Below are 23,536 nucleotides of genomic sequence, written 5' to 3'. Positions count from 1 at the left end.
GGATATTTCATGAGAGTCATCGGCCTGATGTCCGGTACTTCGTACGACGCTATCGATGCTGCCGCAGCAGACATCCGGATCGACGGGGACACTCTTGTGCTCACCCCACTGGGCATGGTCAGCGAACCGTATTCCGGTGAGTTGCGGGCTGCGGTGGCGGCTGCGGTACCGCCGGCGTCCACCACTGTCGGTCAGATCTGCCAACTCGACACCGAGATCGGACAGGCATTTGCGGCCGTCGCTGCGCGGGCGAACGAGGAACTGTGCGGTGGCAGTGCGGAATTGATCTCCTCACATGGTCAGACGATGTTCCACTGGGTCGAAGGAGCGCAAGTAAAGGGCACTCTTCAGCTCGGGCAGCCGGCCTGGATAGCCGAGAAGACCGGATGCACGGTCGTGTCGGACCTGCGCTCTCGCGACGTGGCGACGGGTGGTCAGGGTGCACCACTGGTCAGTGCGTTCGACGTATTGTGGCTCAACGGAAGAACTTCGGGTTCCGTCGCGCTCAATCTCGGTGGCATCGCCAACGTCACAGCTCCGGGAGGCGCTCCGACATCGACGGCAGATGGTGCCGCAGTACCGATTGCCTTCGACACCGGCCCCGCAAATGCGTTGATCGACGCTGCGGTAAGCGAATTCACCGCGGGGGAGCAGTGGTTCGATCTCGGAGGTGCTCTGGGCGCAGCCGGCACACCGAACGTCGATCTGCTCGCACAACTACTGAGCGAACCGTATTACGCGCAGCCCGCTCCCAAGAGCACAGGCAAGGAATTGTTCCATCGGGACTACCTACTCGCCGCACTGCGGGGCTACGAATCCTTGTCTCTGGCCGACATCGTCGCGACACTGACTGCACTGACCGCCCGGACCGTCGCCGATTCCGTCAAAGCACTCGCGGCTACCGAAGTGGTGGTGTCAGGCGGTGGCACCAAGAACCCGACGTTGATGGCGATGCTCCGTGACGAACTGGGCGACATCGCGCTTGTCTCTTCGGACGAACTCGGCGTCACCTCCGACATCAAGGAAGCATTGGCTTTCGCGGTTCTCGGCTTTCTCACCGCACACGGATTGCCTGGAAGCATTGCTTCGTGCACCGGTGCACGTCACGCCAGTGTGCTCGGATCTCTGACGCCAGGAAGCCGTGGGCTGCCTAGAATCACATCGGTGCCGTCAGCTCCGAAAACGATGCGAATCGAGGCGTTATGACTTTGGACCGGAGTGCTCCGGCGTCCGTCGACCTGCTTGCTCGTATTCGCGCATCACTGAGCAGCCTCTCGCCTGCCGAGCTGCGGATCGCCGAAATCATCGAAGCCGAACCCAGTCTGGCCTCCACCCTGACGGTCAACGACCTCGCCGAGCGAGCGTCGACAAGCACGGCAACAGTGGTCCGCACAGCCAAAAGGCTCGGCTTCGAGGGCTATCCACAGCTTCGTCTCGCGCTGGCGGCCATCAGCGGGTCCGGCGCCGGGGACACGATCCCTCTCGGTGTGGACATCGTTGCTGCCGACTCGGCCGGCGAGGTGATGGCCAAGCTCGCCGAGTTCGAATCCGAACAGCTCAAGGGCACGGCGCAATTGACAGATCCTGCTGCGCTCGAAGAAGTTGTGTCCCGGATTCGATCCGCCCGCCGCGTCGAGGTGTACGGCATCGGCGCGTCAGGCATCGTCGCGCAAGACCTCACGTTGAAGCTCTCGCGTATCGACGTCAATTGCCGGGTTCATCTCGACCGCGACGCGGCGATGGTCAGTGCCAGCCTGCTGGGGCCGGACGACATCGCAGTGGGGATCTCACATTCGGGTGAGACTTCCGATGTCGTCGAGCCACTTGCCCTTGCCCGTCGTACCGGGGCGTCGACGGCTGCGATCACCGGTGGGGCGCGATCGACGCTCGCCGTGCAGTCACACCACGTTCTACTCACTGCCGGTAGAGAATTCGGTTTCCGGTCGGCTGCGATGGCAAGCCGCACCGGCCAACTGTTGGTAGTCGACACAATTTTTGCGATGGTGGCGCACTCGCTGCCCAGCGCACTTTCTGCTCTGCAACGAAGCCATGACGCTATTGCTTCGAAGCGGCACTGACGAGGAGTCGTCGCTGTGAATACTGACGAGGAGTCGTCGTAGTGAATACTGACGAGGAGTCGTCGCTATGAGTACTGACGAGGAGTCGTCGTAGTGAAATCTGATCGAGGAGGACTCGCCACAATGCAATTGGAAATGCTCTCCACCGAGAGACCAAACCCTCTCACCCGCGATCTCGACGTCATGTCGGTGTCGGACTTGCTGACGGTGATGAACCAGCAGGACTCAATCGTGGCCGACGCCGTCGCGGCGGTAATACCCGCCATCGAAGCCGCAGTCGACTTGATCGTCGCCGCTCGGGCGCGAGGAGGTCGACTGATCTACCTGGGAGCCGGGACAAGTGGGCGCCTGGGAGTTCTCGACGCAGTGGAATGCCCTCCGACGTTCGGAACAGATCCGGGCGAGGTGATCGGCATCATCGCCGGTGGCCCGGGAGCGTTTCTGAACGCAGTCGAGGGAGCAGAAGACGATCCGCGAGCGGCTGGGGTGGACCTCGACGCAATCTCGTTGAACGCCACGGACGTCGTCGTGGGCTTGGCGGCCAGTGGTCGTACCCCCTTTGTCATCGGTGGACTCGATCATGCCCGCGAACTCGGCGCCGCAACAGTGGCAGTCTCGTGCAACCGGAGTGCGGCAATGAGTTCTCACGCGGGCGTGGCCATCGAAGTGGACACCGGCCCCGAGATCCTCACCGGATCGACGAGGCTCAAGGCCGGGACTGCGCAGAAGATGGTGTGCAACATGCTCTCCACGGCAAGTATGGTCCGCTCCGGGAAGGCATTCCACAATCTGATGGTCGATCTTCGGCCGACCAATGCCAAACTTGTCGATCGTGCAAACCGGATCGTCGCGGCAGCCACCGGAGTCGATACCGAGATCGCTTCGGAGACCATCGAGAATGCCGACGGTCATGTGAAGGCAGCGGTCGTCATGTTGTTGGCCGAATGCGACTTCGCCGAAGCAACCGAACTGTTGGAACGCGCTTCGGGTTCGGTACGCAATGCCATCGTCGGAGCCGGCAAGAGCAGTGAGGAAGCCTGAATGGAAATCGTCATCGTTCCGAGTCCGGAAGACGGCGGGCGAATCGCTGCCGATATCGTGTGCGGCGCAATGGAGAACGGAGCGCGAACGCTCGGCCTCGCGACCGGATCGTCACCGCTGCACACGTATCGAGAGCTGATCAAGCGGCATCGAGAATCGGGAGTGTCGTTCGCGGACGTGAGCGCGTATCTTCTCGACGAGTACGTAGGTCTCACGTCCGATCAGCCACAGTCCTATGCGCACACTATCCGCACGGAACTCGTGGATCACCTCGACATCGACAATGCGCGAGTGTTCAGCCCCGACGGTGGAGCCGCGGATCCCAGTGAAGCTGCCCGGCGCTACGACGCTGCCATTGCCGAAAACGGTCCGATCGACGTGCAGATCCTCGGCATCGGCCTCAACGGACACATCGGTTTCAACGAGCCCTCCTCCTCACTTGCGTCGCGCACCCGAGTGAAGACCTTGACCGAGAGGACCCGCGCCGACAACGCACGGTTCTTCGCAGACCCGGCCGACGTGCCGCATCATGTGATCACACAAGGACTCGGAACCATCAGTGATGCACGGCATCTCGTTCTGATCGCGGACGGCGCCCGCAAAGCGCCCGCGGTTCGGGCGGCGGTCGAAGGTCCGGTCTCGGCGTTCTGCCCGGCGTCAGTGCTTCAGCTGCATCCACACGTGACCGTCATCGTCGACGAGGCAGCTGCCGGTGAACTCGAACTCGCGGATTTCTACCGCTACACAACTGAGCACAAGCCTGCAGAGCAGGGTTACTGAAAAGCGGGCTGCTGAAAGCGGACTTGATCTCCAGCGCAGTTGAGGTCCTAGCCTCGGGGGATGATCAACGCCAGAGGTCCAGCGGTATCCCCGACTGCGGCGCCCCGATTTTTTTCACCACCGCTCAGTGTTGCGATCGTCGGAGCGGGGCCGGCGGGAATCCACGCTGCGAGCGCTCTCGCTGAACTGGCGCCCGGCACCAAGACAGACGTGTTCGAGCGTCTACCCACGCCGTACGGACTGGTGCGTTACGGTCTCGCGCCAGGGCACCCCGAGTCCGAGACGTTCGTCCATTCTCTGCACACCGCGCTGGGCACCAGTGACTTCCGGCTGTTCTGCAACGTAGAGATCGGAAAGGGCCTTTCCGTCGAGGTTCTACGTTCTTCCTACGACGCCGTGATCATTGCAACCGGCGCGCCAAGGGATGTGCCGCTCGACATTCCCGGCGTCGACCTTCCAGGCTCTTTCGGTGGCGCCGATTTTGTCGGTTGGTACAACGATCACCCGGACAGTTCGCCGCAGTGGCCGCTGAACGCCGAATCGGTCGCCGTGATCGGGGGTGGCAACGTCGCACTCGATGTCGCGCGCATGATCCTCGCCGAGGAGCAATCGCTACAGGCCACGGACGTATCCGCCGACGTTCGAAAAGGTTTCGCCGAAAGTCTCGCTCGGGAGGTGCACATCTTCGTCCGGCGCGGACCGGCCGACGCTCGCTTCTCCCCGAACGAGTTGCGTGCTCTCGGTGAACTGCCCGGAGTCGATGTTGTCGTCGACGCTGCCGATGTCGCACCGGACCGGCATATCGAGCGGATGTCCAAACAGTTGGTGCACACCCGACTGGCTGTCGAGACGCTCCGCACTTTCGCAGGCGCTGCTTCTGCCGACCGAATCGCCCAGCGCCGAGTTCACCTGCACTTTTACCGACAGCCGGCGGAGATTCTCGGTAACGGGAAAGTCGAAGCACTCCGCGTCGAGCGGACTGATCCCGACGGCTACGGTCACGTCACCGCTTCGGGGGCATGTACCGACTATCCGGTTCAAGCTGTGTACCGGGCAATCGGATTTCGCGGCACTCCACTTGCCGGGGTTCCCTTCGATCACGGACGCGGCACGGTTCCGCACCAGAGCGGCGCGGTGGTCGACGAGAGCGGCCTTCCCATCACGGGCCTGTTCGTGACCGGATGGATGAAGCGAGGCGCCGTCGGGCTGATCGGTGCGGCACGGCCCGATGCTCGCCAAACCGTCGAAACTATGCTGCGGCAGCTGGATTCGAATGTCGAACGTCGATCGGACCGCAGCCGGATCGCTGCACTACTCGCGGCCGGAAAATTACTGCCCGTCGATTGGGACGGATGGCTTCGCATCGATGCCGCCGAACGCGACCTCGGTGCGCGGCACGGGCGTGATCGCGTCAAGATCAAAGATCGCGAAGACCTCGTCCGCATCGGCGGGAAGCTGCCCGCTCACCCCGGCGCGAAGCTGCCCGTTCACCCCGGCGCGAAGCTGCCCGTTCACCCCGGCGCGAAGCTGCCCGTTCACCCCGAATAGATTCGCTGGGGTCTGGGGTACCGCCGGGGTTACGCTGAAGTGAGTCACCTCGATTCATCGTGCTCGAGGTGCGGAGCAGAAGTGTCATGAATGAACGTGGTGCGCAGGCCAGTGACGCGACAGTCGCGAGCGGGCCCCTGACCGAACGGGGCACCGTCACCGAGTTGCGCCCGTCCGCACTGCCGGTGGGGCATGACGGGCGCAACGGTGCCGGCGGGCTCGGGCGCCTGGTCGGAGACTGGGAGGCGGGAACCCCGTCCGAGTTGAGCGACTATCTGCCCGATCCAGCCAAGATTCGCCGGGCCGCGCTGATCGAACTGGTCGGAATCGACATGGAGTACCGCTGGCTGAAAAGTGATCGCCTGAAGCGGCTCACGGAATATTGCGCGGAGTATCCGGAATTACTCGAAGAACCACTACCGGCCGAGCTCTTGTACGAGGAGTTCCGGCTACGGAAGCAGGGCGGCGAGGACGTCGTGGCGGCCGAGTACGTCACCGAGTTCCCGTTGCAGGCAGAGAGTTTCGAGCAGATGTTCGACCGTGATTCGATGGCCGGTCGCGAAGACGTCATGATGTTGGGTCTCTCAGGCTTCGACGAGTTCGAAATCGGGCAGCACCTCGACGATTTCGAACTGGTGTTGGAACTCGGGCACGGCGCGTTTGCTCGAGTGTTCCTCGCTCGGCAACTCTCGATGCAGCGGTGGGTTGCGTTGAAGATTTCCCGCAACGTCGGAGTCGAGCCGCAGACCCTCGCCCAGCTCGACCATCCCAACATCGTCCGCGTCTTCGATCAGCGGCTGCTCGAGGAACGCGCGTTGCGAGTCCTTTTCATGGAATACGTGCCAGGTGGGACTCTGCTCGACGTGGTCAAACTTGTTCGCGTGACACCGCAGGCCCAGCGGTCCGGACAACTTCTTCTCGACGCCATCGATCAGACTCTGGCGAAGAAGGGCGAGATGAAGCCGAGCGAGACGAGCCTGCGGAGCGAGATCGCTGCGATGTCGTGGCCGGAGACGGTGGCCTGGATGGGAATGAGACTGGCCGACGCCCTGGAGTACGCACGTGAACACGGCGTTCTGCATCGGGACATCAAGCCGGCGAACGTACTGCTCAGTGTCGAAGGCATCCCCAAACTCGCCGACTTCAACGTCAGCTCGAGCGAGGAGGTTTCGACCGAGGACGCTGCTTGTTTTGTCGGAGGCTCGCTGGCCTACATGTCTCCGGAGCAGTTGGAGGCCTGTGCCGTCGGTGCGCCTGGCACCCTCGACACTCGCAGCGACATCTATGCACTGGGCGTGATGCTGTGGGAGCTCCTCACCGGGAGTAGGCCTTTCACTGACGACGGAACGGGGGAGAACCCACCGTCGCCCAAGAAGGCGCTCGAGGCTCGTCGGCGCGGAGTGGATCCCGCGGCCGAGGCCCGGTTGCCGGACGACTGTCCGCCGGCGCTGCGTCGAGTTCTGGTGAAGTCTCTCTCGCCGGTGAGAGACGGAAGGTGGTCTGGTGGCCGAAAGCTGGCCCGTCAGTTCGCACTGTGTCTGGACCGGTCTGCCCGCAATCTGGTGGACCCACCGGAAGGGAGCCCGCGTTCGACGTTGTGGAAGTGGGCACTGCCGATTCTGCTGGCCGCGATCGGAATTCCGAATCTCCTTGCGGCGGGTTACAACTACTACTACAACAAGATGCTGATCATCTCGGGGCTCTCGCCGCAGGCACAGCAGCATCTCGAGCAGGTTCACCTGGTCATCGGGGTGGCTGCGTTCTCTCTCGGCGCCGCGGCGATCCTGTATTGGTGTCGGCTTGCGCTCACCGTGCCTCACGGACTGCGTAACGGTCAGACGTACAGTGCGGAGGTCTTGAACAAGGCTCGTACCGCGACGCTGAACGTCGGACACCGAGCGGTGGTGATCGCTTTCGGTTTGTGGGTTCTGGCCGGTATCGCATATCCAGTTGCGTTGCAGATTGCGGCCGGCGGTATTCCGCAGCGAGCCTACGTGCACCTGATGTCGTCGCTGGCCGTGTGCGGAGCCGTCGCAGTCGCCTATCCGTTCTTCATCCTGACCTACTACTCGGTTCGATGTCTGTATCCGATCTTGTTGTCACACGGCGAGTTACGAAGCGACGACGGCCGCGATATTCGTTCACTGGGTCGGAGCAGTACGCGGTACCTCGCGGTCGCAGCCTCGGTTCCCCTGGTGGGAATCGCGGGGCTCAGTTTTGTCGGTTCTGGTGCCGGTGAGGAACTCAACGCAACCGTCCGTGCGCTGTGTTTGGGCGGGATCGCCGGATTCATCGTTGTCTACCAACTGTTTCGCCGAATCGAAAGGGATCTCCGAGCTCTGCTGCGCGTAGTGTCTCTCGAGGTGTCGGCGTCTCCGTAAGTGTCTGACAACCGTGTTCGAGTTCGGCCTATTTGGCAGTGCTCTTGCGTGGTCGGCTGCGACGAACTGCTTTGGCGGGAGGCGGAGATTTCTCTTCCGATTCTTCCTGGGGGTCGTCGCGCCAGTGGATCTCGATTTCTATCTCGACTTCATTGCCGTCGACTTCGATCTCGAGTTCCCATCGAACCTGTTCCGGAACACTGATTTCGATCGAGTCCCCACCCGACCCCAGCTCCACTTCCGATCCACTGGCGAGTGCTTGGCCGAGGGCGATGAGACGGTCGGCGACTTCCTGCCGCGAGAGTTCTGACTTCCTCTTGATCTCCAATTTGGGCACGATCACTCCTGACCTCGGCGGATTCTCCCTTTCACGGTAGATGGAACAAACGGAAGATTGTTACCTTTTGACGATGTCGACCCGCTACCACGTCACCTCCGTCTTGAACCGTGCGTCGATCCAGCGGTACGGATTGGACTGGCGCCGAATGGGCGCAGCTCGCGGAATTGCAGGAAGTCGACGAGCAGAGCAGGAGGGATGCTTCCTCGCCGGCGACGAGGGCGAGCGGGACTGGTTTGTCAGAATGAACAACACCGGCGGCCCGGTAGACGTATGGGAAGTCCACGGTATCGACGCTGCATCTCTTGTTCAGTCGCCGGAGGGGCACTACTACTTCCCCGGCGTCATCGCGGCCGCTGAACTGCGACTGGCACAACAAGACTTACCCCCAATTCATCTCCCATGATTCCCAGGCCCGTTCGTCCTGTTCGGAGCACAGTCGAATCGGTCGGTAAATCCGTGTAGGCGAGGATTTTCGCGAAAGTCTGGGTTCAGTCCAGAAGATTGCGCAATAGTGGAAAGGTGCCTTCGACGCCGGATTATGCAGCCCAACTGCGTAACGCTGAGCTTCGCGTGACTCGTCCCAGAGTCACGGTGCTCCAGGTTGTGCATGCACGCCCACACGCAGCCACCGAGACAATCTTCGATGCAGTGCGGGCTGTTCTGCCGGCGGTGTCACGGCAGGCGGTCTACGACGTGTTGCACGCTCTCACCGACGCCGGATTGATACGGCGGATACAACCGTCCGGATCCGTGGCGCTGTACGAGTCTCGCGTCGGTGACAACCACCATCACGTGGTCTGCAGGTCGTGTGGCGTCGTCGAGGACGTCGACTGCGCCGTAGGCGAAGCGCCGTGTTTGACGCCGTCGGCGCACAACGGCTTCGTTCTCGACGAAGCCGAGGTCATTTACTGGGGCCTGTGTCCCGACTGCTCGACAACTCAGAGTTTGCGATCACAAACGTGATCGAAGTCCGTTCTACTCGCTCATGGAGGGATTACCGTGTCCGATAGTTGCCCGGTTGCTCACGATGGAAACACCGAGAGCACCAGCGAAAGTGAAAACCCCGCGATCCCGTCGCCGACACCCACCGGGAACCGTCCGAGAACGAACAGCGACTGGTGGCCGAATCAGCCGGATCTGTCGGTCCTGCATTCTCATTCGTCGAAGTCGAACCCGATGGGTGCCGACTTCGACTACGCCCAGGAATTCGCCAAACTCGACGTCGAGGCACTCAAGCGCGACGTCATCGCGTTGATGACGGCGTCGCAGGATTGGTGGCCGGCCGACTATGGCCACTACGGCGGACTCTTCGTGCGTATGAGCTGGCATGCTGCCGGCACCTATCGCATCGCAGACGGTCGCGGCGGCGGCGGTCAAGGCGCTCAGCGTTTCGCCCCGCTCAACAGTTGGCCGGACAACGCCAGCCTCGACAAGGCACGGCGCCTGCTCTGGCCCGTGAAGCAGAAGTACGGAAAGCAGGTTTCCTGGGCCGACCTGCTGGTGTTCGCGGGCAACTGCGCCCTGGAGTCGATGGGGTTCAAGACCTTCGGCTTCGGCTTCGGTCGAGAAGACATCTGGGAACCCGAGGAGATCTACTGGGGTCCTGAGGACACCTGGCTCGGCGACGAGCGTTACAGCGGAGACCGTGAGCTGTCCGGACCGCTCGGCGCCGTGCAGATGGGCCTGATCTACGTCAATCCCGAAGGGCCCAATGGGCAACCGGATCCGGTAGCGGCCGCCCGCGACATCCGAGAAACGTTCGCGCGCATGGCGATGAACGACGTGGAGACAGCCGCGCTGATCGCCGGCGGCCACACCTTCGGCAAGACGCACGGAGCCGGACCCGCCGACCTCGTCGGACCGGAACCCGAAGGCGCACCCGTCGAGCAGCAGGGACTGGGCTGGAAGAGTGCCTTCGGCACGGGTGTGGGTAAGGACGCGATCACCAGTGGTCTCGAGGTCGTGTGGACTCCCACTCCGACGAAGTGGGACAACACCTTCTTGGAGATTCTGTACGGCTACGACTGGGAGCTGACCAAGAGTCCGGCGGGTGCGTGGCAGTGGATTCCGAAGGACGGCGCGGGGGCGGGCACGATCCCGGATCCGTTCGATTCGTCGGCCGGACGCACACCGACGATGCTGACGACCGACCTCTCCCTACGCCTGGATCCGACGTACGAGAAGATCACCCGGCGCTGGCTCGATCATCCGGAAGAATTCGCCGAAGAGTTCGCCAAGGCTTGGTACAAGCTCCTTCACCGTGACATGGGACCGGTCACGCGCTACCTGGGACCTTGGGTTCCCGAGCCACAGCTGTGGCAGGACCCGGTTCCCTCGGCCGATGATCAACTGATCGGGGACGCAGACATCGCGATCCTCAAGAGTCGACTTCTCGACTCCGGGCTGTCCATCTCGCAGTTGGTGTCGACCGCGTGGGCGTCGGCTGCGAGCTTCCGCAGCACCGACATGCGCGGCGGCGCCAACGGTGCACGAATCCGACTGGAGCCGCAGAAGAATTGGGAAGTCAACGAGCCCGCAGCTCTCTCCGCGGTGCTCGAGACTCTCGAGCGGGTTCAGCAGGACTTCAACCAGGCTGGTGGAGCCAAGGTCTCACTCGCCGACCTGATCGTTCTGGGTGGTACAGCGGCCGTCGAACAGGCCGCGAAGAACGCGGGACAGGACATCACGGTCTCGTTCACTCCGGGACGTACTGACGCAACGCAGGAGCAGACAGACGTCGACTCGTTCGAGGTACTCGAACCTCGGGCCGACGGATTCCGGAACTACCTCAAGGGTGGCGAGAAGATTCCGGCAGAGATTCTGCTGGTGGACCGCGCGTACATGCTGTCTCTGACCCCACCCGAGGTGACAGTGCTGGTCGGCGGACTTCGCGCGCTGAACGCGAACTTCGGCAAGACCGGCCACGGGGTGTTCACCGACCGCCCGGAGACGTTGACCAACGATTTCTTCGTCAACCTTCTCGACATGGGTACCGAGTGGAAGCCGTCGAAGACGGACGAAAACGTCTACGACGGGGTTGATCGTGCGACGGGCAACCCGAAGTACACGGCAACTGCAGTGGACCTCGTCTTCGGATCGAATTCGCAACTGCGCGCACTCTCCGAGGTGTACGCCAGCGAAGACGCCAAGCAGAAGTTCGCCGAGGACTTCGCCGCCGCCTGGACCAAGGTGATGGACCTCGACCGGTTCGACGTCAACTGATCCAGCAGATCGTCGACGGCGCCCCGCGAGCTTGTTCTCGCGGGGCGCCGTCATTTCGCGCGCACGATAGCGTGGTCGTGTGGTCGATCAATTTGCGCTGGTACCAGCGGTTTACGTGATGTTCTGTCGAAGCAACCTGGCACAACGCCCGGAGGTGCTGTTGCAATTGCGCGAGGGCACGGGATTCATGGACGGATACTGGGCTCACGCGGCTGCGGGACACGTCGAACTGGGGGAGTCGGCACTCGACGCTGCCATTCGGGAGGCTGCGGAAGAACTTGGCGTCGAGTTGCTTTCCTCGGAACTGAAACCGCTGATCGTGTTGCATCGCCGCCACGCGGAAGGGATCGAACCGGTGGATCATCGAGTGGACTTCTTCTACGAATGCCGTACGTGGTCCGGTGAACCACGCCGGATGGAGCCGTTGAAATCTGCAGATCTGCGGTGGTGGCCGGTTGACGAACTCCCGGAGAAGCTGGTCGACCACGAGCGTTTCGTGATTGAAGCCCATCATGCCGGTCAGCTCGCACCCATCCACAGTTACGGTTTCTGACCGAGCGAGGAACGAATTCAGGCTTCGCTCGCAACGATGACCGGGCACTGAGCTTTTCGAATCATCGCACTGCTCGTCGTGCCGAGACCGGCGTCGTCGAACGAGCCTCGACCACGCCGGCCTACGACGAGAAGCCTTGCCTCGGTGGAGAGTTGTTCAAGGATTGCCTCCGAGGGGCCGTCGAACTCGATCTGACGGATGGCGACGCCAGGGTAGAGCGTGGCCCAACCCGACAGTTGCCATGTCAGCGGGGTCGGATGCTGGGGCGCGTGCCCGGATGCGAAGTCTCGACGCAGCTCGGCCTCGGGCGAGGCAGCATGGACGACGACAAGTTCGGTGTTCACTGCGTCGGCTTCCTTGAATGCAATTGCCAAAGCGCTTTCACTGTGGGCGCTTCCGTCTAAACCGACGACAACGGGCAAGGCTGCCGCAGCGATGCTTTCACACGGTGTTCCGACTCTTGCGAACGAACATGTCGGGCCAGGTGCGGCGAGATCGCCCTGTTGTGTGACGATCAAGGGGTTGACGACCAAGGCGGCCTCAGCTGTCAGCGCGGTGAGAATTGCGGTGTTCTCCCCGGAAATCAGATCGGTCCGGATGCGAAGATCTGGCGACACCGACTCCGCGATCTGAATGGCCTCCATGAACAGGCCGGTCGGCGACGCCGAGGTGTTGGGATCGGCGCTCGGAGCTACGAAAACGATTCGCATCCAGAGACCGTGGCGATGCGCGAACTCGGCAGCCCACGTGATCACGTCGGGGCGCAGCGGGGATCCGTCGATGCACACGACCACCGCTCCGTCTGCGGACCACTCCGAGGTGATGAGGTCAGTCGATAATTCGGGCTTCATCGTGAACTCCTCGAGTTGTGTCTGTCGATTGCGAACTGGCTTGCAGGACAGTCCCGAACAGCAATCCTGCGACGACTATCGAGCACATGGCGGTCGTCAGGGGCAACCACAAGAGCGTCGTGACCGCGAACATGAGGACGATCAACGGCGCGAGAAGATGGCCGGGTTTCGCTCGGCGTTCGTGTTGCTGCTTTTCTGCCCAGGCTCGGTACTTCGTGCCGTCATTCATGTTGTTTCACCTCAGTGCTTACCTCGGAAACCGACTTGTGGCCAAGCAGTCCGACGTGCGCCTCGTCGCGCATTCTCTCGACCATGTGGGGGTAGTGCAGTTCGAATGCGGGCCGCTCACTGCGGATTCGGGGGAGTTCGGTGAAGTTGTGTCGCGGTGGCGGGCAAGACGTCGCCCATTCGAGCGAGTTTCCGAACCCCCAGGGATCGTCGACGGTCACAATTCGGCCGTACCGATAGCTCTTGAAAACGTTCCAGATGAACGGGATCGTCGAGGCTCCGAGTACAAGCGCGCCGATGGTCGAGATCGTGTTGAGAAGAGTGAAATTGTCCGACGGTAGATAGTCCGCGTACCGCCGAGGCATACCCTGAGCGCCGAGCCAATGCTGGACGAGAAATGTTGCGTGAAAGCCGATCAGGGTCAACCAGAAGTGAATCTTGGCGAGCTTCTCGTCCAACATCCGGCCGGTCATTTTCGGGAACCAGAAATAGATTCCGGCGTATGTCGCGAAGGCGATCGTTCCGAAGAGGACGTAATGGAAGTGTGCGACGACGAAGTACGAGTCGGTGACATGAAAGTCCAAGGGCGGGCTGGCAAGAATCACGCCGGAGAGTCCGCCGAACAAGAATGTGACCAGGAATCCGACAGAGAACAGCATGGGCGATTCGAAGGTCAACTGCCCCTTCCACATCGTTCCGATCCAGTTGAAGAACTTGACTCCGGTGGGTACTGCGATCAGGAAGGTCATGAACGAGAAGTACGGGAGGAGAACAGCGCCGGTTGCGTACATGTGGTGTGCCCACACCGCGATCGACAGTGCCGCAATCCCCAACGTTGCGTAGACCAATCCGGTGTACCCGAAGATCGGCTTGCGGCTGAAGACGGGAAAGATCTCCGAGACTATGCCAAAGAAGGGCAAGGCCAGAATGTAGACCTCGGGATGGCCGAAGAACCAGAACAGGTGCTGCCACAACATGACTCCACCGGTGGCGGGGTCGAACAGGTGCGCTCCCAGGTGCCGGTCCACCCATAGTCCGATCAAGGCAGCAGCGAGCAGCGGAAAAACGAGGAGAATCAGCATGCTGGCGACCAGCGCATTCCACGTGAAGATCGGCATGCGGAACATCGTCATCCCGGGGGCACGCAGGCAGACGATCGTCGAAACGATGTTGACTGCGCCGAGGATGGTTCCGACGCCGCCGAGCGTGAGACCGATGATCCACAGGTCGGCGCCCATGCCGGGGGAGTGGAGTTCGCTGGTGAGCGGCACGTAAGCGGTCCAGCCGAAATCTGCCGCACCACCGGGAGTTACGAATCCAGCGGAGGCGATCAGGCCGCCGAAGAGGTACAACCAGTAGCTGAATGCATTGAGTCGCGGGAAACACACGTCCGGCGACCCGATCTGCAGTGGCATGAGGTAGTTGGCGAATCCGAAGAAGACCGGGGTCGCGTACAGCAGGAGCATGATCGTTCCGTGCATGGTGAACAACTGGTTGTACTGCTCGTTGGACAGGAATTGCATTCCCGGAACGGTCAATTCCATGCGCATGAGTAGCGCCATCAGTCCGCCGATCAAGAAGAAGGCAAACGATGTCACGATGTACATCAGGCCGATCATCTTGTGATCGGTGGTCCTGAGGATCTCGACCAGTTTCGAACCCTTCGGAGCGGTTCGGGGAATTGCATCGGCGTGGTAATCGACCTCACCGACCGGCCGGGGTGCTAGATCAACCACGACGACCGCCTACGCGAATCGACGTGACGAAATACCGAGAATGCTTGGGACTGTGGAACATAACGCAATGATCGTGGCGACTGGGAACTCGGACGAGGGGAAAAGGTCCCTAGGATCGGAACAGAGGCATGGCGTAGATCACGTGGTCCGGTACGGTCGAGAGCGTTGTCTTCACGGGCGGAAAGAAAGCGAGATCGTCATGGCATGTCGTATCAGTGAACTGGTGCTCGGTTGCCGGGAACCCGAGGTGCTGGGCCGGTTCTGGTGCGAGGTTCTGGACTTCGTCGTGCTCGATCGCATGGACGACGGTTCGTTGGAGATCGGCCCACGCGAAGGCTTTGGCGGTCCACAGCCGACGATCATCCTCAGTCGCAGAGATGAACCGGAGGAGGGCAAGCCTCGCCTGCATATCGACGTCAACGCTACTGATCGCGATCAAGAGGCCGAACTCGAACGGCTACTGAGTCTCGGTGCGCGCCCGGCTGACATCGGCCAGACAGGGCAGGAACAGTGGCATGTCCTCGCGGACCCCGAGGGTAATGAGTTCTGCCTGCTGAAGGCTCAACTCGATCCACTCTGATGCTCAACGGCCATGGATCGGTATCGGACTTCGCCTGGGGCTCAGCGGAACACGCCAGACCAACTCGGTGACACCGTTCTCGCTGGTGATGTTGCTCGAGCCTCCGCACTGACGAGCGCGGGTCGCAAGGTTGTCGAGACCGTGGATTCTGGTCGCCTGGTCGATACCCACACCGTCGTCGACGATGCTGATGACAAGCTCCTCGGTGGCCCGGACGGTGACGTCGATGGCGTCGGCATGCGCATGTCGCAGGGCGTTGCTCAGGCCTTCGCGCACAACGGCTTCGGCGTGCGGGGCAAGTCGAGCCGGGACGGAACTGTCGATGGTTCCCTCGAAAGTGACGCTGGGAGTGATCGACGAGTGGCCGGACAGGCCGTTGACGGCGTCGAGTAGTCGCCGCCGCAGACTGGTGGGAGTGGACATCTCGCTCGTGTGGAGGTCGAAGACTGCGGTGCGAATTTCGCGGACTGTTCGATCGAGTTGATCGACAGAGGTGTCCAATACGGTTCGAACGGTGTCCTCGTCGCCTGGACGTTGCAATACCCCCTGCAAACTCAATCCGGTGGCGAACAGCTGTTGGATGACGTGGTCATGGAGATCACGCGCGATTCGGTCGCGATCTTCGAGGACGTCGACCAGTCTTTCTTTCCGCTGCTGCTCTGCGAATTCGACAGTGACAGAAGCGATGTCTGCCATTGCCGTCAGTTGCTCGATCTCCTCTGCGCCCCACGGGCGGTCGCTGCGGCGTGACGCGAAGAGAACTCCACCGCCGAACGAGGTTCCGGAGAGGGGGAGCGCGATCACCGATTCGTCGCCGGAAACATTGAGTGCCGGAACGGAACTGCCCTGTGGTGCAGAGATTTGCCGCCGGCTGCGCGCAGCGTCGTCGATCACGGTCCCGGACAGATCGACGGCTGAGCCGATCGCGGGGACAAGCTGGGAATCGGCAGCATCGGCGACGTGGACTACCGGATCTCTGCCGAGGTCGTAGCGAACCACGCACACCAGATTTCCATCCGTGAGATGCCGCGTCGTCCGAACAAGTTCCGCTAGCGTCTCGTCGCGGGATCCGCCGCTGAGCAGACGTGCATTGACGGCGGCGACGGCCTTGAGCCAGGCCTCTCGCGTCCGGGATTCCTCGAACAGACGCGCATTGTCGATTGCGATACTCGCAGCATTTGCCAGGATCTGGAGTACTGCCTCGTCACGGTCGTCGAAGGCGGTCCGGTCCGAGCTGTCCGCGAGGTAGATGCTCCCGAACACCTCGCCCCTGACGAAGATCGGAACGCCGAGAAACGTGTCCATCGGCGGGTGGTTGGTTGGAAAACCTGCCGAGGACGGATGCGAGGAGATGTGGTCGGTTCGAACCGGGAAGGGTTCTCGAACAACCAGGCCCAGCAGCCCGTGACCTTCGGGAAGACTCCCGATCTCGGCAACCTGACCCTGATCCAAACCGGAGTGGATGAATCGCGACAAGCGGCCGTCGGGGGACTTCACGCCGAGCGCACCGTAATCCGCCTCGAGGAGATGCCGCGCAACGTCGACTATTTGTTGCAGGGTTTCGTCGAGTTGGAGCGTGGACCCGACAGTCAAGACGGCACTGAGCAGTTTGGGAATCGCAGTCGGGTTCAGAGCAGCCACTTCGGCGCTTGCGGCGATGTCGCCGAAAAGGCTGAGCATGAGCGCGTCGCGGCTACCTGGCATGGTGAGTGCCCGTGGTGGCGGAGAAGGGCGAGCCGGACGGCGTCAGCAGGTGATTAGTCGCCTGGCCCGAAGGATCCGGGTGAGAAGTGCCCGCACGAAGCTTTGTCGCCAAGACTGCAGCCTGCGTTCGACGTTCGAGACCCAGTTTCTCGAGGATGCGTGAGACGTAGTTCTTGACTGTTTTCTCCGAGAGTTCCGCGTGCTTGCTGATCTCTCGATTGCTCAGTCCCTTGCCGATCAACTCGAAGATCAAGAGTTCCTGATCGGTCAACAGGGCTGCCGCAGTACCCGACTCCTGCTCGGATCGGATGCGCCGCACCAAACCGATCACCGCCTGGGTGTTCAACAGTGATTTGCCGGAAGCAACCGTACGGATCGCTGAAACCAGGTCGTGGCCGCGAATGTTCTTGAGGACGAATCCACGCGCGCCGGCGATCAGGGCGTCGAGCAGTGCGTCGTCGTCGGAGTACGACGTGAGCATCAAGGTGGCCGCGTCCGGGTAGGTCGACGCCAGTTCTCGGCACAGTTCCACACCGTTGCCGTCGGGAAGTCGGACGTCCATGACAACCACGTCTGGTCGGCATTCGGGTATTCCGACCGAGGCTTCGCGAACACACGACGCTTCGCCCACAACGTTGAATCCCGATACCTGATTCAACAGGTCTGCCAATCCACGACGGACGATCTCGTGGTCGTCGACCAGATAGATGCCGATCGTCACGGTGGTCACCTCTTCCAGCTCACGCCTGCCATCGATGTTACCGGACGGTAATGTCCCGACAGGATCGGGTTGTCCGACCGATGTTCGACAAAAAACCCGCGTCGAAGGGTGCGAGACCGAGTGTCGATTGCACAGGGTCAAAGGTCCCGACCGTCACGAGATCTGAATCACCCAGATCTCGCGAGGCGGCGGATGAGAGCTGAATGTGATTGCGCGGGTGGCTGTTCGAGTCAGTCAGTCGACGGGAGCGAGTTCGACGGAGACGTAGACACCCTTGCCTTTTCGGTGTGCGAGTGCCTCGCCGGGGCGATCGATACCGTCCAGTTGGAGAACGATCGGACCTTGTTCCGGATAGAAATTGCGCCACCAACTTTTTTTGTCCGGCATGGCAACGCCGATCGTCACATGGTCGCCTTTTCGTTTGTAGGACACGGGCGCACTGAAGGTGCGACCGGACTTGCGTCCGACGTAGGTGATGACGGTCATGGAACGGCCCAGTAGTTTGCCTACGATCGGAGCACCGATCAGTGGTTGGACCACTACGTTCACGGCGGCGGATACACGTTGGAAAGTGTTCACGAGAAGCCCTTTCACGACGAATGCTGCACGAATTCGAATCTGCACGGAAATAGTGCGTGCAGTAGTTCTATCCTGCTCGACCGGGATTGTCGCGTGGGCAGAAATTGGTACAAACCGGTCTGCTGAAGCGAGTAGCGTGGGGTACGTCGAGGGTCATTCGAATATGCGCGTTCAAGCCATGTCGTCCTCGACGCCAACCCGGTCTGTGGTCGAACGGCCGAGAACTGGAGCGCCTGTATGGCGTCGAACCCGTCCGATGTGTCGAATGCACGAGGGCAATCCGAGTCGACTGACGCGGATCAGACAACGCCGTCGATCTGCCCGGCGTGTCAGCACAGTATGGAATCCCACGATCCGCTCGGAGTTCGCTTCTGCGCAGTGACTGCCGACCGCGGTCTCGATCGAAAGTGCATCTGCGCTGCCGATCGCGAGGAAATGCAACACTACTCGCGCTACTGAGGCGCATTCCGCGGACAGGTCGAAGACGTACCGACCTGTGGCCGTCGACAGTGCTGCACGCCCCGAACCTGCCCTCGTCGATCAACGATCAGCACCTGGCCTTGGAGCTATGTGGCATCTTGCCGTTCCAGCCAGTTCAAGATCGCTTGGTTGGTCTCATCGGGTCTTTCTTGCTGGATCCAATGACCGCAGTCGAGATTGACTACTTCCACATTGGGCACGAACTCCGTCAGGTTCTCTGCTCTCGCGATCGCGTCACGGTCGCCGTAGATCATGAGTGCGGGCTGTTGGATGATCGGGTCCACCTCCGCCAGCAAATGCCAGTTGCGGTCAAGGTTCCTGTACCAGTTCACACTTGCCGTGAATCCTGTCGATTCGAAGGCGGAGACGAAAACGGCCAATTCGCTCTCGCTCATCAGAGGCTCACCGAGTGGCGTCTCTGCTCTGGCGAGATCGATCAGAGCCATACCTGGCTGAGGCTCCCTGAGGGGTTCGTTCTTCCGGTACAGGTTGCGGAGGAACCGGAAGGTGTTGTCTTCGAACACGGCGTCCGCGACGCCCGGCTGTCGATTGAAGTGGACGAAGTAGAAGTCACTGCCAAGCACGGCTTCCATGAACTCGATCCAGGGCTGCTCTCCGCGATCCTGGTAGGGCAGGCTCAGGTTGATCACTTTGTTTACCCGGTCCGGATGCAACAGGGTCAGGCCCCACACGACAAAGGCGCCCCAATCGTGACCGACAAAGGTGGCATCGTCGTAGCCGTAGTGATCGAGCAGTGCGATGAGATCACCCGCCAAATGTTCAATGTCATAGTCCGTCACTTCGGTCGGACGTGATGAGTTGCCGTAGCCGCGCTGGTTCGGGACGATGACGTGGTAGCCCGCCTCGACGAGGGCGGGCACCTGGTATCGCCAAGAATAGGCGTGCTCTGGCCATCCGTGACACAGCACGATGGGTTTCCCGGCATTGTGTCGCCCTGCTTCGAAGACTTCGAGTTCCACGCCGTTGACCGGGATAAGGACGGGCGTGGGAAAGTCGGATGGATTCACGGATGCTCCTTCGAGTTGAGTACCGATCTTGTGTCTGGATCGACCGGTTGCTCAGACGATAGGGAGCATCGTGGACACATAATGTCCTAGATCGCTGGCAATCTGAAGAAATGCGGAACGATCCCACAGGCCGAGCACTGCAACTGCTCTCGCTCCTTCAGACCCATCGTTTCTGGCACTGTGCCGAACTTGCCGCACGACTCGATGTCACGCAGCGGACCGTGCGCCGCGACATCGATCGCCTACGGGACCTTGGCTATCCGGTCGATTCCACGTCCGGAAAATACGGGGGCTACCGACTTGCAACGGGGGCGCACGTGCCGCCCCTGATCCTCGACGATGACGAGTCCGTCGCGGTAGCCGTCGGACTGCGCTACGCCGCCGAGGCCGCCATCGGAGGCATCGAAGAATCGTCGCTGCGCGCGCTGACGAAGATCGAAACACTCCTGCCCCATCGATTACGCCGACGTGTGTCGGCGCTGCATTCGAGCGTCAGTTCCATGCGGCGGGCAGATGACGACATCGTCGACCCCGAAGCACTCAGTGTGCTCGCTGCGGCATGTCGCGACCACGAGCACGTTCGTTTCGACTACCGGCGAGGTGATGGCGAGAACAGCAGACGGCTCGTCGAGCCGCACCGCCTTGTCACGGCGGGACGTCGTTGGTATCTCGTAGCGTGGGACCACCATCGTGCGGACTGGCGAACATTTCGACTGGACCGGCTCTCGGAGCCCTGGCTGGCAGGCAGTCATTTCACGCCACGTGAGATCCCGGGCGGTGACGCGGCCGGCTTCGTCGCGAGATCAGTCGGCTCGCCGCCTCGTCACCAAAATGCAAAACTCGCCATCGAAGCCACGTTCGCCGACCTCGAGGGCGTACTCAGATGGATTGACCACACACCGATCGAGGTGGCAGCGGACCACTGCCTTGTCCAGATCCGCAGCGAAGATCTCGGCAGGCTCGCCATGACGGTTGCGCGCATTGCGCTCACCGCCCCAGTGGTGGTCATCGAACCAACCGAGCTCGCCGACACCGTCAGTCGGCTCGCCCTTCACCTCAGGGTCTCGTCACCATGACAGAAGAGGATTGCGCGACAAGACCATTCATACCCGGACTGCCGCGGGGACGTGTTCCCTGCGCAGGCCCCTCATCTACCGAGACGCGTATCCGTTTCCCTCTGAGCTTGGAGAGTAAGTGACCGATTCGAAATCATCGCCACCGGCTTCCGTCCACCCCCAAACGTGGAAGTTCGACTACCCGATCATCCACGCCGAGACTCGGGAACAGTGGCGAACTTGGTTGACGGACAATCACACGTCAGCCCGAGGTGTGTGGTTGTGCTCCTGGCGCACCACCACCAGCCGACCACGCTGCCCCTACCCTCAGGCCGTCGAGGAAGCCATTTGCTTTGGTTGGATCGACTCCACCAACACCATTTTCGACGAAGAGCGCAATTTGCAACTGTTCACGCCGCGTAGACGCAAGAGTTCCTGGACCCGACTCAACCGCGAACGCGCAGCCGAGATGGAGGCGCTTGGCCTCATGACCGCTGCTGGTCGCCGTGCCATTGTCGCCGCGAAATCCACCGGTTGGTGGACGATTCTCGACCAAGTCGAAGACCTCGAGGAACCACTTGACTTGCAGGCGGCGCTGGACCGGGACCCGCAAGCTCGAAGCAGCTGGGACAGTTTTCCGCCCAGCGCCCGCAAACAGATGCTGTGGTGGATCGTCAGCGCCGCTCGGGACTCAACACGGGCGGATCGAATCGCCCATATCGTCAACAAAGCGGCCATCGGTCAACGCGCCCGCGGCTGATCCGCGATTCGACCGCGTCCGGTATGAAGGCCGGTCATTCTGATTCAGCATTCGACTGTCACCTTGACGACGCGGTCGTCAATGCTGAATTGCACTGCGGGCCAATATCCGTCCATGAAATGTGAACCACACGTGTCCGTTAGATTCAGGACGACCTCACCGTCGGGAAATACCTCCACGGTGTCGAGCACCAAGTCATCTCGGGCATCATCGAGTTCTTCGGGGGCGGGAGTTGCCTCGCTGAACTCGTAGACAATCGCCTCCACCGCAGACCGATGGAGAGCGTGGCGCTGTTCGAAGACGTGGTGAAGTCGGGGGAACATACTGCGAACGGTCTCGGGGTCGACGGACCGGGCGAGGAATACGATGGCCCGACCGTCGACCTCGCGGCTCAGACTGAAATAGTCGTCATCCAACCGCACACCGTCGGTCAGGAGATGGTGACCGCGGACAAATCTGCCGAGTGTCTGGTCGATGATTTCGCGACCGGAGGGTGTCGTCACGAGACGAGTTTATGCGCGTACTTCAGGGAGTTGGGAGCCACGTCCTGGCCGCGACGACCAAGGCGTTCACGCCGATTGTCAGGGTCGGCTCGATCACGGGAGCGTAGTGCGGCGAATGGTTCGACGGCACGGTTCGCAGGGCTGGGTCGGTCATGTCACCTGTCGTGAACAGCGACGGGTCGGTGCCGCCGAGCAACCAGTACGACAGTGGGGCACCGGCGCTGGTCGCGAGAATGCCGACATCCTCACTTCCCGCTCCTGCTCCAGGATCGAGAATCTTGTTGTTCCCCAGCCATTCGGCAAAGGCATCGAGTGTCTTGTCCAGCGCTGCCGGATCATTGACGACGATAGGAAAATGCTCTGTCTCGGTGATGGTCGGTGGGGTGGGTGCGCCGGCGGTGGCCGCTTCGCCCCGGACGATGCGGTCGACGCTGTCGAGGATGCGTTGACGCACACCGGCGTCGTAGCTACGGATGTTGAGTTGGAGTTCCGCTTCGCCGGGAATGACATTGGCGGCATCTCCAGCATGAATGGAGCCGACGGTGAGGACCGCCGTCGCAGTGCTCGGCACTTCGCGTGAAATGACAGTTTGCAGGCGGAGCACGGTTTCTGCTGCCATGACCACGGGATCGACGGAGTTCTCCGGCATCGATCCGTGCGCGCCTTTTCCGACCAGTCGCACACGCAACGAGTCCGATCCCGCATACGAGGGCCCAGCATGCCCGGCGATGGTGCCTGCCGGTAGCGGAGCCACGTGTTGTCCGAGGACGATGTCGGGCTTCGGGAATCGCTCGAACAGTCCGTCGTCGACCATGGCTTGCGCACCCGCGCCAAGTTCTTCGGCCGGTTGGAAGACGAGGACAAGAGTGCCGGACCAGGACGACGTGTCCTGAGAGAGAATTCGGGCCGCACCGAGTAGGCAGGTTGTGTGCAGGTCATGGCCGCACGCGTGGCTGACCGAGACGGACTTCCCCTGATCGTCGGTGGTCGTCACCGTGCTGGCATAGTCCAAGCCGGTTTCTTCGCGAACCGGGAGGGCGTCCATGTCCGCACGCAGCAGCGCAGTGGGCCCCGCTCCGTTATTCAGGACGGCGACGACTCCGGTCGAGCCGACGCCGGTTGTGATGTCGAATCCCAATGCTGCCAAATGTTTTTCGACAATCTTGGATGTTCTGTCCTCGTGAAACCCCAGCTCCGGGTGACTGTGGAGGTCTTTGTAGACGTCGATCAGATTTGGATCTACGGCGACGGTTTCGTGCATAGTCGAGGTCATGAGCGTCCTCTCGGTAGCGTCTTTTCAGGCTAACCGGGATGACGTGTCGGCAAACACGACCTAGGTCCCATCGCGCCCGTGATTCGGAGTTCGGG

The 23,536-nt window shown here is 61.5% G+C and carries 24 protein-coding genes; 14 read left to right on the top strand and 10 right to left on the bottom strand.

What is annotated here, in order from left to right:
- Positions 1 to 9: 9 nt before the first annotated feature.
- The 6 genes from ACFT1A_RS21685 (at position 10) to ACFT1A_RS21660 (ending at position 7,828) form a co-directional block, all read left to right on the top strand.
- Positions 10 to 1,206, top strand: coding sequence for an anhydro-N-acetylmuramic acid kinase (locus ACFT1A_RS21685; protein WP_003941439.1), 1,197 nt, complete (start codon positions 10 to 12; stop codon positions 1,204 to 1,206).
- On the top strand, positions 1,203 to 2,078 hold the full coding sequence (locus ACFT1A_RS21680; protein ID WP_317556520.1) for a MurR/RpiR family transcriptional regulator: 876 nt from the start codon (positions 1,203 to 1,205) through the stop codon (positions 2,076 to 2,078). The genes ACFT1A_RS21685 and ACFT1A_RS21680 overlap by 4 nt, the downstream gene beginning before the upstream one ends.
- A 123-nt stretch (positions 2,079 to 2,201) precedes the next feature.
- Positions 2,202 to 3,119 carry an N-acetylmuramic acid 6-phosphate etherase gene (gene murQ / locus ACFT1A_RS21675; RefSeq protein WP_378448703.1) on the top strand — a complete coding sequence of 306 codons (918 nt, stop codon included), beginning with the start codon at positions 2,202 to 2,204 and terminating at the stop codon, positions 3,117 to 3,119.
- Complete coding sequence (gene nagB, locus ACFT1A_RS21670; protein WP_378448702.1) at positions 3,120 to 3,899, top strand: glucosamine-6-phosphate deaminase; 780 nt, start codon at positions 3,120 to 3,122, stop codon at positions 3,897 to 3,899.
- Between the two features lie 60 nt (positions 3,900 to 3,959).
- On the top strand, positions 3,960 to 5,447 hold the full coding sequence (locus tag ACFT1A_RS21665) for an FAD-dependent oxidoreductase (RefSeq protein WP_378448701.1): 1,488 nt from the start codon (positions 3,960 to 3,962) through the stop codon (positions 5,445 to 5,447).
- Positions 5,448 to 5,533: 86 nt separating this feature from the next.
- The gene (locus tag ACFT1A_RS21660) at positions 5,534 to 7,828 is read left to right on the top strand and encodes a serine/threonine-protein kinase (protein WP_378448700.1); all 2,295 of its coding nucleotides are present in this window, start codon (positions 5,534 to 5,536) and stop codon (positions 7,826 to 7,828) included.
- A gap of 28 nt (positions 7,829 to 7,856) precedes the next feature.
- On the opposite strand, the gene ACFT1A_RS21655 is transcribed toward ACFT1A_RS21660, so the two are convergent.
- On the bottom strand, positions 7,857 to 8,165 hold the full coding sequence (locus tag ACFT1A_RS21655; RefSeq protein WP_378448699.1) for an amphi-Trp domain-containing protein: 309 nt from the start codon (positions 8,163 to 8,165) through the stop codon (positions 7,857 to 7,859).
- A gap of 73 nt (positions 8,166 to 8,238) precedes the next feature.
- On the opposite strand from ACFT1A_RS21655, the gene ACFT1A_RS21650 reads away from it, so the two are divergent.
- The 4 genes from ACFT1A_RS21650 to ACFT1A_RS21635 all read left to right on the top strand — a co-directional run bounded on the left by ACFT1A_RS21650 (position 8,239) and on the right by ACFT1A_RS21635 (position 11,943).
- On the top strand, positions 8,239 to 8,571 hold the full coding sequence (locus ACFT1A_RS21650) for a hypothetical protein (RefSeq protein WP_378448698.1): 333 nt from the start codon (positions 8,239 to 8,241) through the stop codon (positions 8,569 to 8,571).
- Between the two features lie 116 nt (positions 8,572 to 8,687).
- Entirely contained in the window at positions 8,688 to 9,131 is a 444-nt protein-coding gene (locus ACFT1A_RS21645) for a Fur family transcriptional regulator (protein WP_378448697.1), read from the top strand.
- A 36-nt stretch (positions 9,132 to 9,167) separates the two neighbouring features.
- Positions 9,168 to 11,390, top strand: a complete 2,223-nt coding sequence (gene katG, locus ACFT1A_RS21640; protein WP_378448696.1) for a catalase/peroxidase HPI — start codon at positions 9,168 to 9,170, stop codon at positions 11,388 to 11,390.
- Between the two features lie 79 nt (positions 11,391 to 11,469).
- Complete coding sequence (locus ACFT1A_RS21635) at positions 11,470 to 11,943, top strand: NUDIX domain-containing protein (RefSeq protein WP_378448695.1); 474 nt, start codon at positions 11,470 to 11,472, stop codon at positions 11,941 to 11,943.
- Positions 11,944 to 11,960: 17 nt separating this feature from the next.
- On the opposite strand, the gene ACFT1A_RS21630 is transcribed toward ACFT1A_RS21635, so the two are convergent.
- The 3 genes from ACFT1A_RS21630 to ctaD are packed head-to-tail and all read right to left on the bottom strand — an operon-like array spanning position 11,961 to position 14,758.
- On the bottom strand, positions 11,961 to 12,794 hold the full coding sequence (locus tag ACFT1A_RS21630; protein WP_378448694.1) for a universal stress protein: 834 nt from the start codon (positions 12,792 to 12,794) through the stop codon (positions 11,961 to 11,963).
- Positions 12,772 to 13,023, bottom strand: coding sequence for a hypothetical protein (locus ACFT1A_RS21625; RefSeq protein ID WP_378448693.1), 252 nt, complete (start codon positions 13,021 to 13,023; stop codon positions 12,772 to 12,774). The genes ACFT1A_RS21630 and ACFT1A_RS21625 overlap by 23 nt, the downstream gene beginning before the upstream one ends.
- Positions 13,016 to 14,758 (bottom strand): cytochrome c oxidase subunit I, encoded by a 1,743-nt coding sequence (gene ctaD / locus ACFT1A_RS21620; protein ID WP_378448692.1) that lies wholly within the window; start codon positions 14,756 to 14,758, stop codon positions 13,016 to 13,018. The genes ACFT1A_RS21625 and ctaD overlap by 8 nt, the downstream gene beginning before the upstream one ends.
- A 199-nt stretch (positions 14,759 to 14,957) precedes the next feature.
- Between ctaD and ACFT1A_RS21615 the strand changes: the two genes are divergently transcribed.
- Positions 14,958 to 15,338 (top strand): VOC family protein, encoded by a 381-nt coding sequence (locus tag ACFT1A_RS21615; protein ID WP_378448691.1) that lies wholly within the window; start codon positions 14,958 to 14,960, stop codon positions 15,336 to 15,338.
- A 3-nt stretch (positions 15,339 to 15,341) separates the two neighbouring features.
- Here ACFT1A_RS21615 and ACFT1A_RS21610 read toward each other — a convergent pair whose 3' ends face one another.
- The 3 genes from ACFT1A_RS21610 to ACFT1A_RS21600 all read right to left on the bottom strand — a co-directional run bounded on the left by ACFT1A_RS21610 (position 15,342) and on the right by ACFT1A_RS21600 (position 18,342).
- Complete coding sequence (locus ACFT1A_RS21610; RefSeq protein ID WP_378448690.1) at positions 15,342 to 17,042, bottom strand: GAF domain-containing protein; 1,701 nt, start codon at positions 17,040 to 17,042, stop codon at positions 15,342 to 15,344.
- Positions 17,032 to 17,763: a response regulator gene (locus ACFT1A_RS21605; protein ID WP_378448689.1), complete on the bottom strand. Its 732-nt coding sequence runs from the start codon at positions 17,761 to 17,763 to the stop codon at positions 17,032 to 17,034. The genes ACFT1A_RS21610 and ACFT1A_RS21605 overlap by 11 nt, the downstream gene beginning before the upstream one ends.
- A gap of 234 nt (positions 17,764 to 17,997) precedes the next feature.
- Complete coding sequence (locus ACFT1A_RS21600; RefSeq protein WP_037129595.1) at positions 17,998 to 18,342, bottom strand: nitroreductase/quinone reductase family protein; 345 nt, start codon at positions 18,340 to 18,342, stop codon at positions 17,998 to 18,000.
- A 237-nt stretch (positions 18,343 to 18,579) separates the two neighbouring features.
- Here ACFT1A_RS21600 and ACFT1A_RS21595 point away from each other — a divergent pair, with 237 nt between their 5' ends.
- Complete coding sequence (locus ACFT1A_RS21595; RefSeq protein ID WP_378448688.1) at positions 18,580 to 18,801, top strand: RGCVC family protein; 222 nt, start codon at positions 18,580 to 18,582, stop codon at positions 18,799 to 18,801.
- A gap of 107 nt (positions 18,802 to 18,908) precedes the next feature.
- Here the strand turns inward: ACFT1A_RS21595 and ACFT1A_RS21590 are convergent, their stop codons facing one another.
- Positions 18,909 to 19,850 (bottom strand): alpha/beta fold hydrolase, encoded by a 942-nt coding sequence (locus tag ACFT1A_RS21590; protein WP_378448687.1) that lies wholly within the window; start codon positions 19,848 to 19,850, stop codon positions 18,909 to 18,911.
- Between the two features lie 110 nt (positions 19,851 to 19,960).
- Here ACFT1A_RS21590 and ACFT1A_RS21585 point away from each other — a divergent pair, with 110 nt between their 5' ends.
- Positions 19,961 to 20,926 carry a helix-turn-helix transcriptional regulator gene (locus ACFT1A_RS21585; protein WP_378448686.1) on the top strand — a complete coding sequence of 322 codons (966 nt, stop codon included), beginning with the start codon at positions 19,961 to 19,963 and terminating at the stop codon, positions 20,924 to 20,926.
- Positions 20,927 to 21,185: 259 nt separating this feature from the next.
- Positions 21,186 to 21,665 (top strand): YdeI family protein, encoded by a 480-nt coding sequence (locus ACFT1A_RS21580; protein ID WP_378448685.1) that lies wholly within the window; start codon positions 21,186 to 21,188, stop codon positions 21,663 to 21,665.
- 44 nt (positions 21,666 to 21,709) lie between these two features.
- Here the strand turns inward: ACFT1A_RS21580 and ACFT1A_RS21575 are convergent, their stop codons facing one another.
- Both ACFT1A_RS21575 and ACFT1A_RS21570 read right to left on the bottom strand, forming a co-directional pair.
- Positions 21,710 to 22,168, bottom strand: a complete 459-nt coding sequence (locus ACFT1A_RS21575; protein WP_378448684.1) for a hypothetical protein — start codon at positions 22,166 to 22,168, stop codon at positions 21,710 to 21,712.
- Between the two features lie 22 nt (positions 22,169 to 22,190).
- Complete coding sequence (locus tag ACFT1A_RS21570; RefSeq protein WP_378448683.1) at positions 22,191 to 23,441, bottom strand: amidohydrolase; 1,251 nt, start codon at positions 23,439 to 23,441, stop codon at positions 22,191 to 22,193.
- Positions 23,442 to 23,536 lie beyond the last annotated feature (95 nt).

The sequence above is a fragment of the Rhodococcus sp. NPDC057135 genome, from assembly GCF_042670865.1.
Classification (GTDB): domain Bacteria; phylum Actinomycetota; class Actinomycetes; order Mycobacteriales; family Mycobacteriaceae; genus Rhodococcus_F.
The sequence above is the reverse complement of the archived record's forward strand: the minus strand, read 5'-3'. Positions and strand labels throughout refer to the sequence as shown.

What these genes read in the sequence shown, in the direction of transcription:
- ACFT1A_RS21685 (WP_003941439.1), top strand. Translation starts at nt 10, where the DNA reads ATGAGAGTCATCGGCCTGATGTCCGGTACTTCGTACGACGCTATCGAT.
- ACFT1A_RS21680 (WP_317556520.1), top strand. Translation starts at nt 1,203, where the DNA reads ATGACTTTGGACCGGAGTGCTCCGGCGTCCGTCGACCTGCTTGCTCGT.
- murQ (WP_378448703.1), top strand. Translation starts at nt 2,202, where the DNA reads ATGCAATTGGAAATGCTCTCCACCGAGAGACCAAACCCTCTCACCCGC.
- nagB (WP_378448702.1), top strand. Translation starts at nt 3,120, where the DNA reads ATGGAAATCGTCATCGTTCCGAGTCCGGAAGACGGCGGGCGAATCGCT.
- ACFT1A_RS21665 (WP_378448701.1), top strand. Translation starts at nt 3,960, where the DNA reads ATGATCAACGCCAGAGGTCCAGCGGTATCCCCGACTGCGGCGCCCCGA.
- ACFT1A_RS21660 (WP_378448700.1), top strand. Translation starts at nt 5,534, where the DNA reads ATGAATGAACGTGGTGCGCAGGCCAGTGACGCGACAGTCGCGAGCGGG.
- ACFT1A_RS21650 (WP_378448698.1), top strand. Translation starts at nt 8,239, where the DNA reads ATGTCGACCCGCTACCACGTCACCTCCGTCTTGAACCGTGCGTCGATC.
- ACFT1A_RS21630 (WP_378448694.1), bottom strand. Translation starts at nt 12,794, where the DNA reads ATGAAGCCCGAATTATCGACTGACCTCATCACCTCGGAGTGGTCCGCA.
- ACFT1A_RS21625 (WP_378448693.1), bottom strand. Translation starts at nt 13,023, where the DNA reads ATGAATGACGGCACGAAGTACCGAGCCTGGGCAGAAAAGCAGCAACAC.
- ACFT1A_RS21615 (WP_378448691.1), top strand. Translation starts at nt 14,958, where the DNA reads ATGGCATGTCGTATCAGTGAACTGGTGCTCGGTTGCCGGGAACCCGAG.
- ACFT1A_RS21610 (WP_378448690.1), bottom strand. Translation starts at nt 17,042, where the DNA reads ATGCCAGGTAGCCGCGACGCGCTCATGCTCAGCCTTTTCGGCGACATC.
- ACFT1A_RS21595 (WP_378448688.1), top strand. Translation starts at nt 18,580, where the DNA reads ATGGCGTCGAACCCGTCCGATGTGTCGAATGCACGAGGGCAATCCGAG.
- ACFT1A_RS21585 (WP_378448686.1), top strand. Translation starts at nt 19,961, where the DNA reads ATGCGGAACGATCCCACAGGCCGAGCACTGCAACTGCTCTCGCTCCTT.
- ACFT1A_RS21570 (WP_378448683.1), bottom strand. Translation starts at nt 23,441, where the DNA reads ATGACCTCGACTATGCACGAAACCGTCGCCGTAGATCCAAATCTGATC.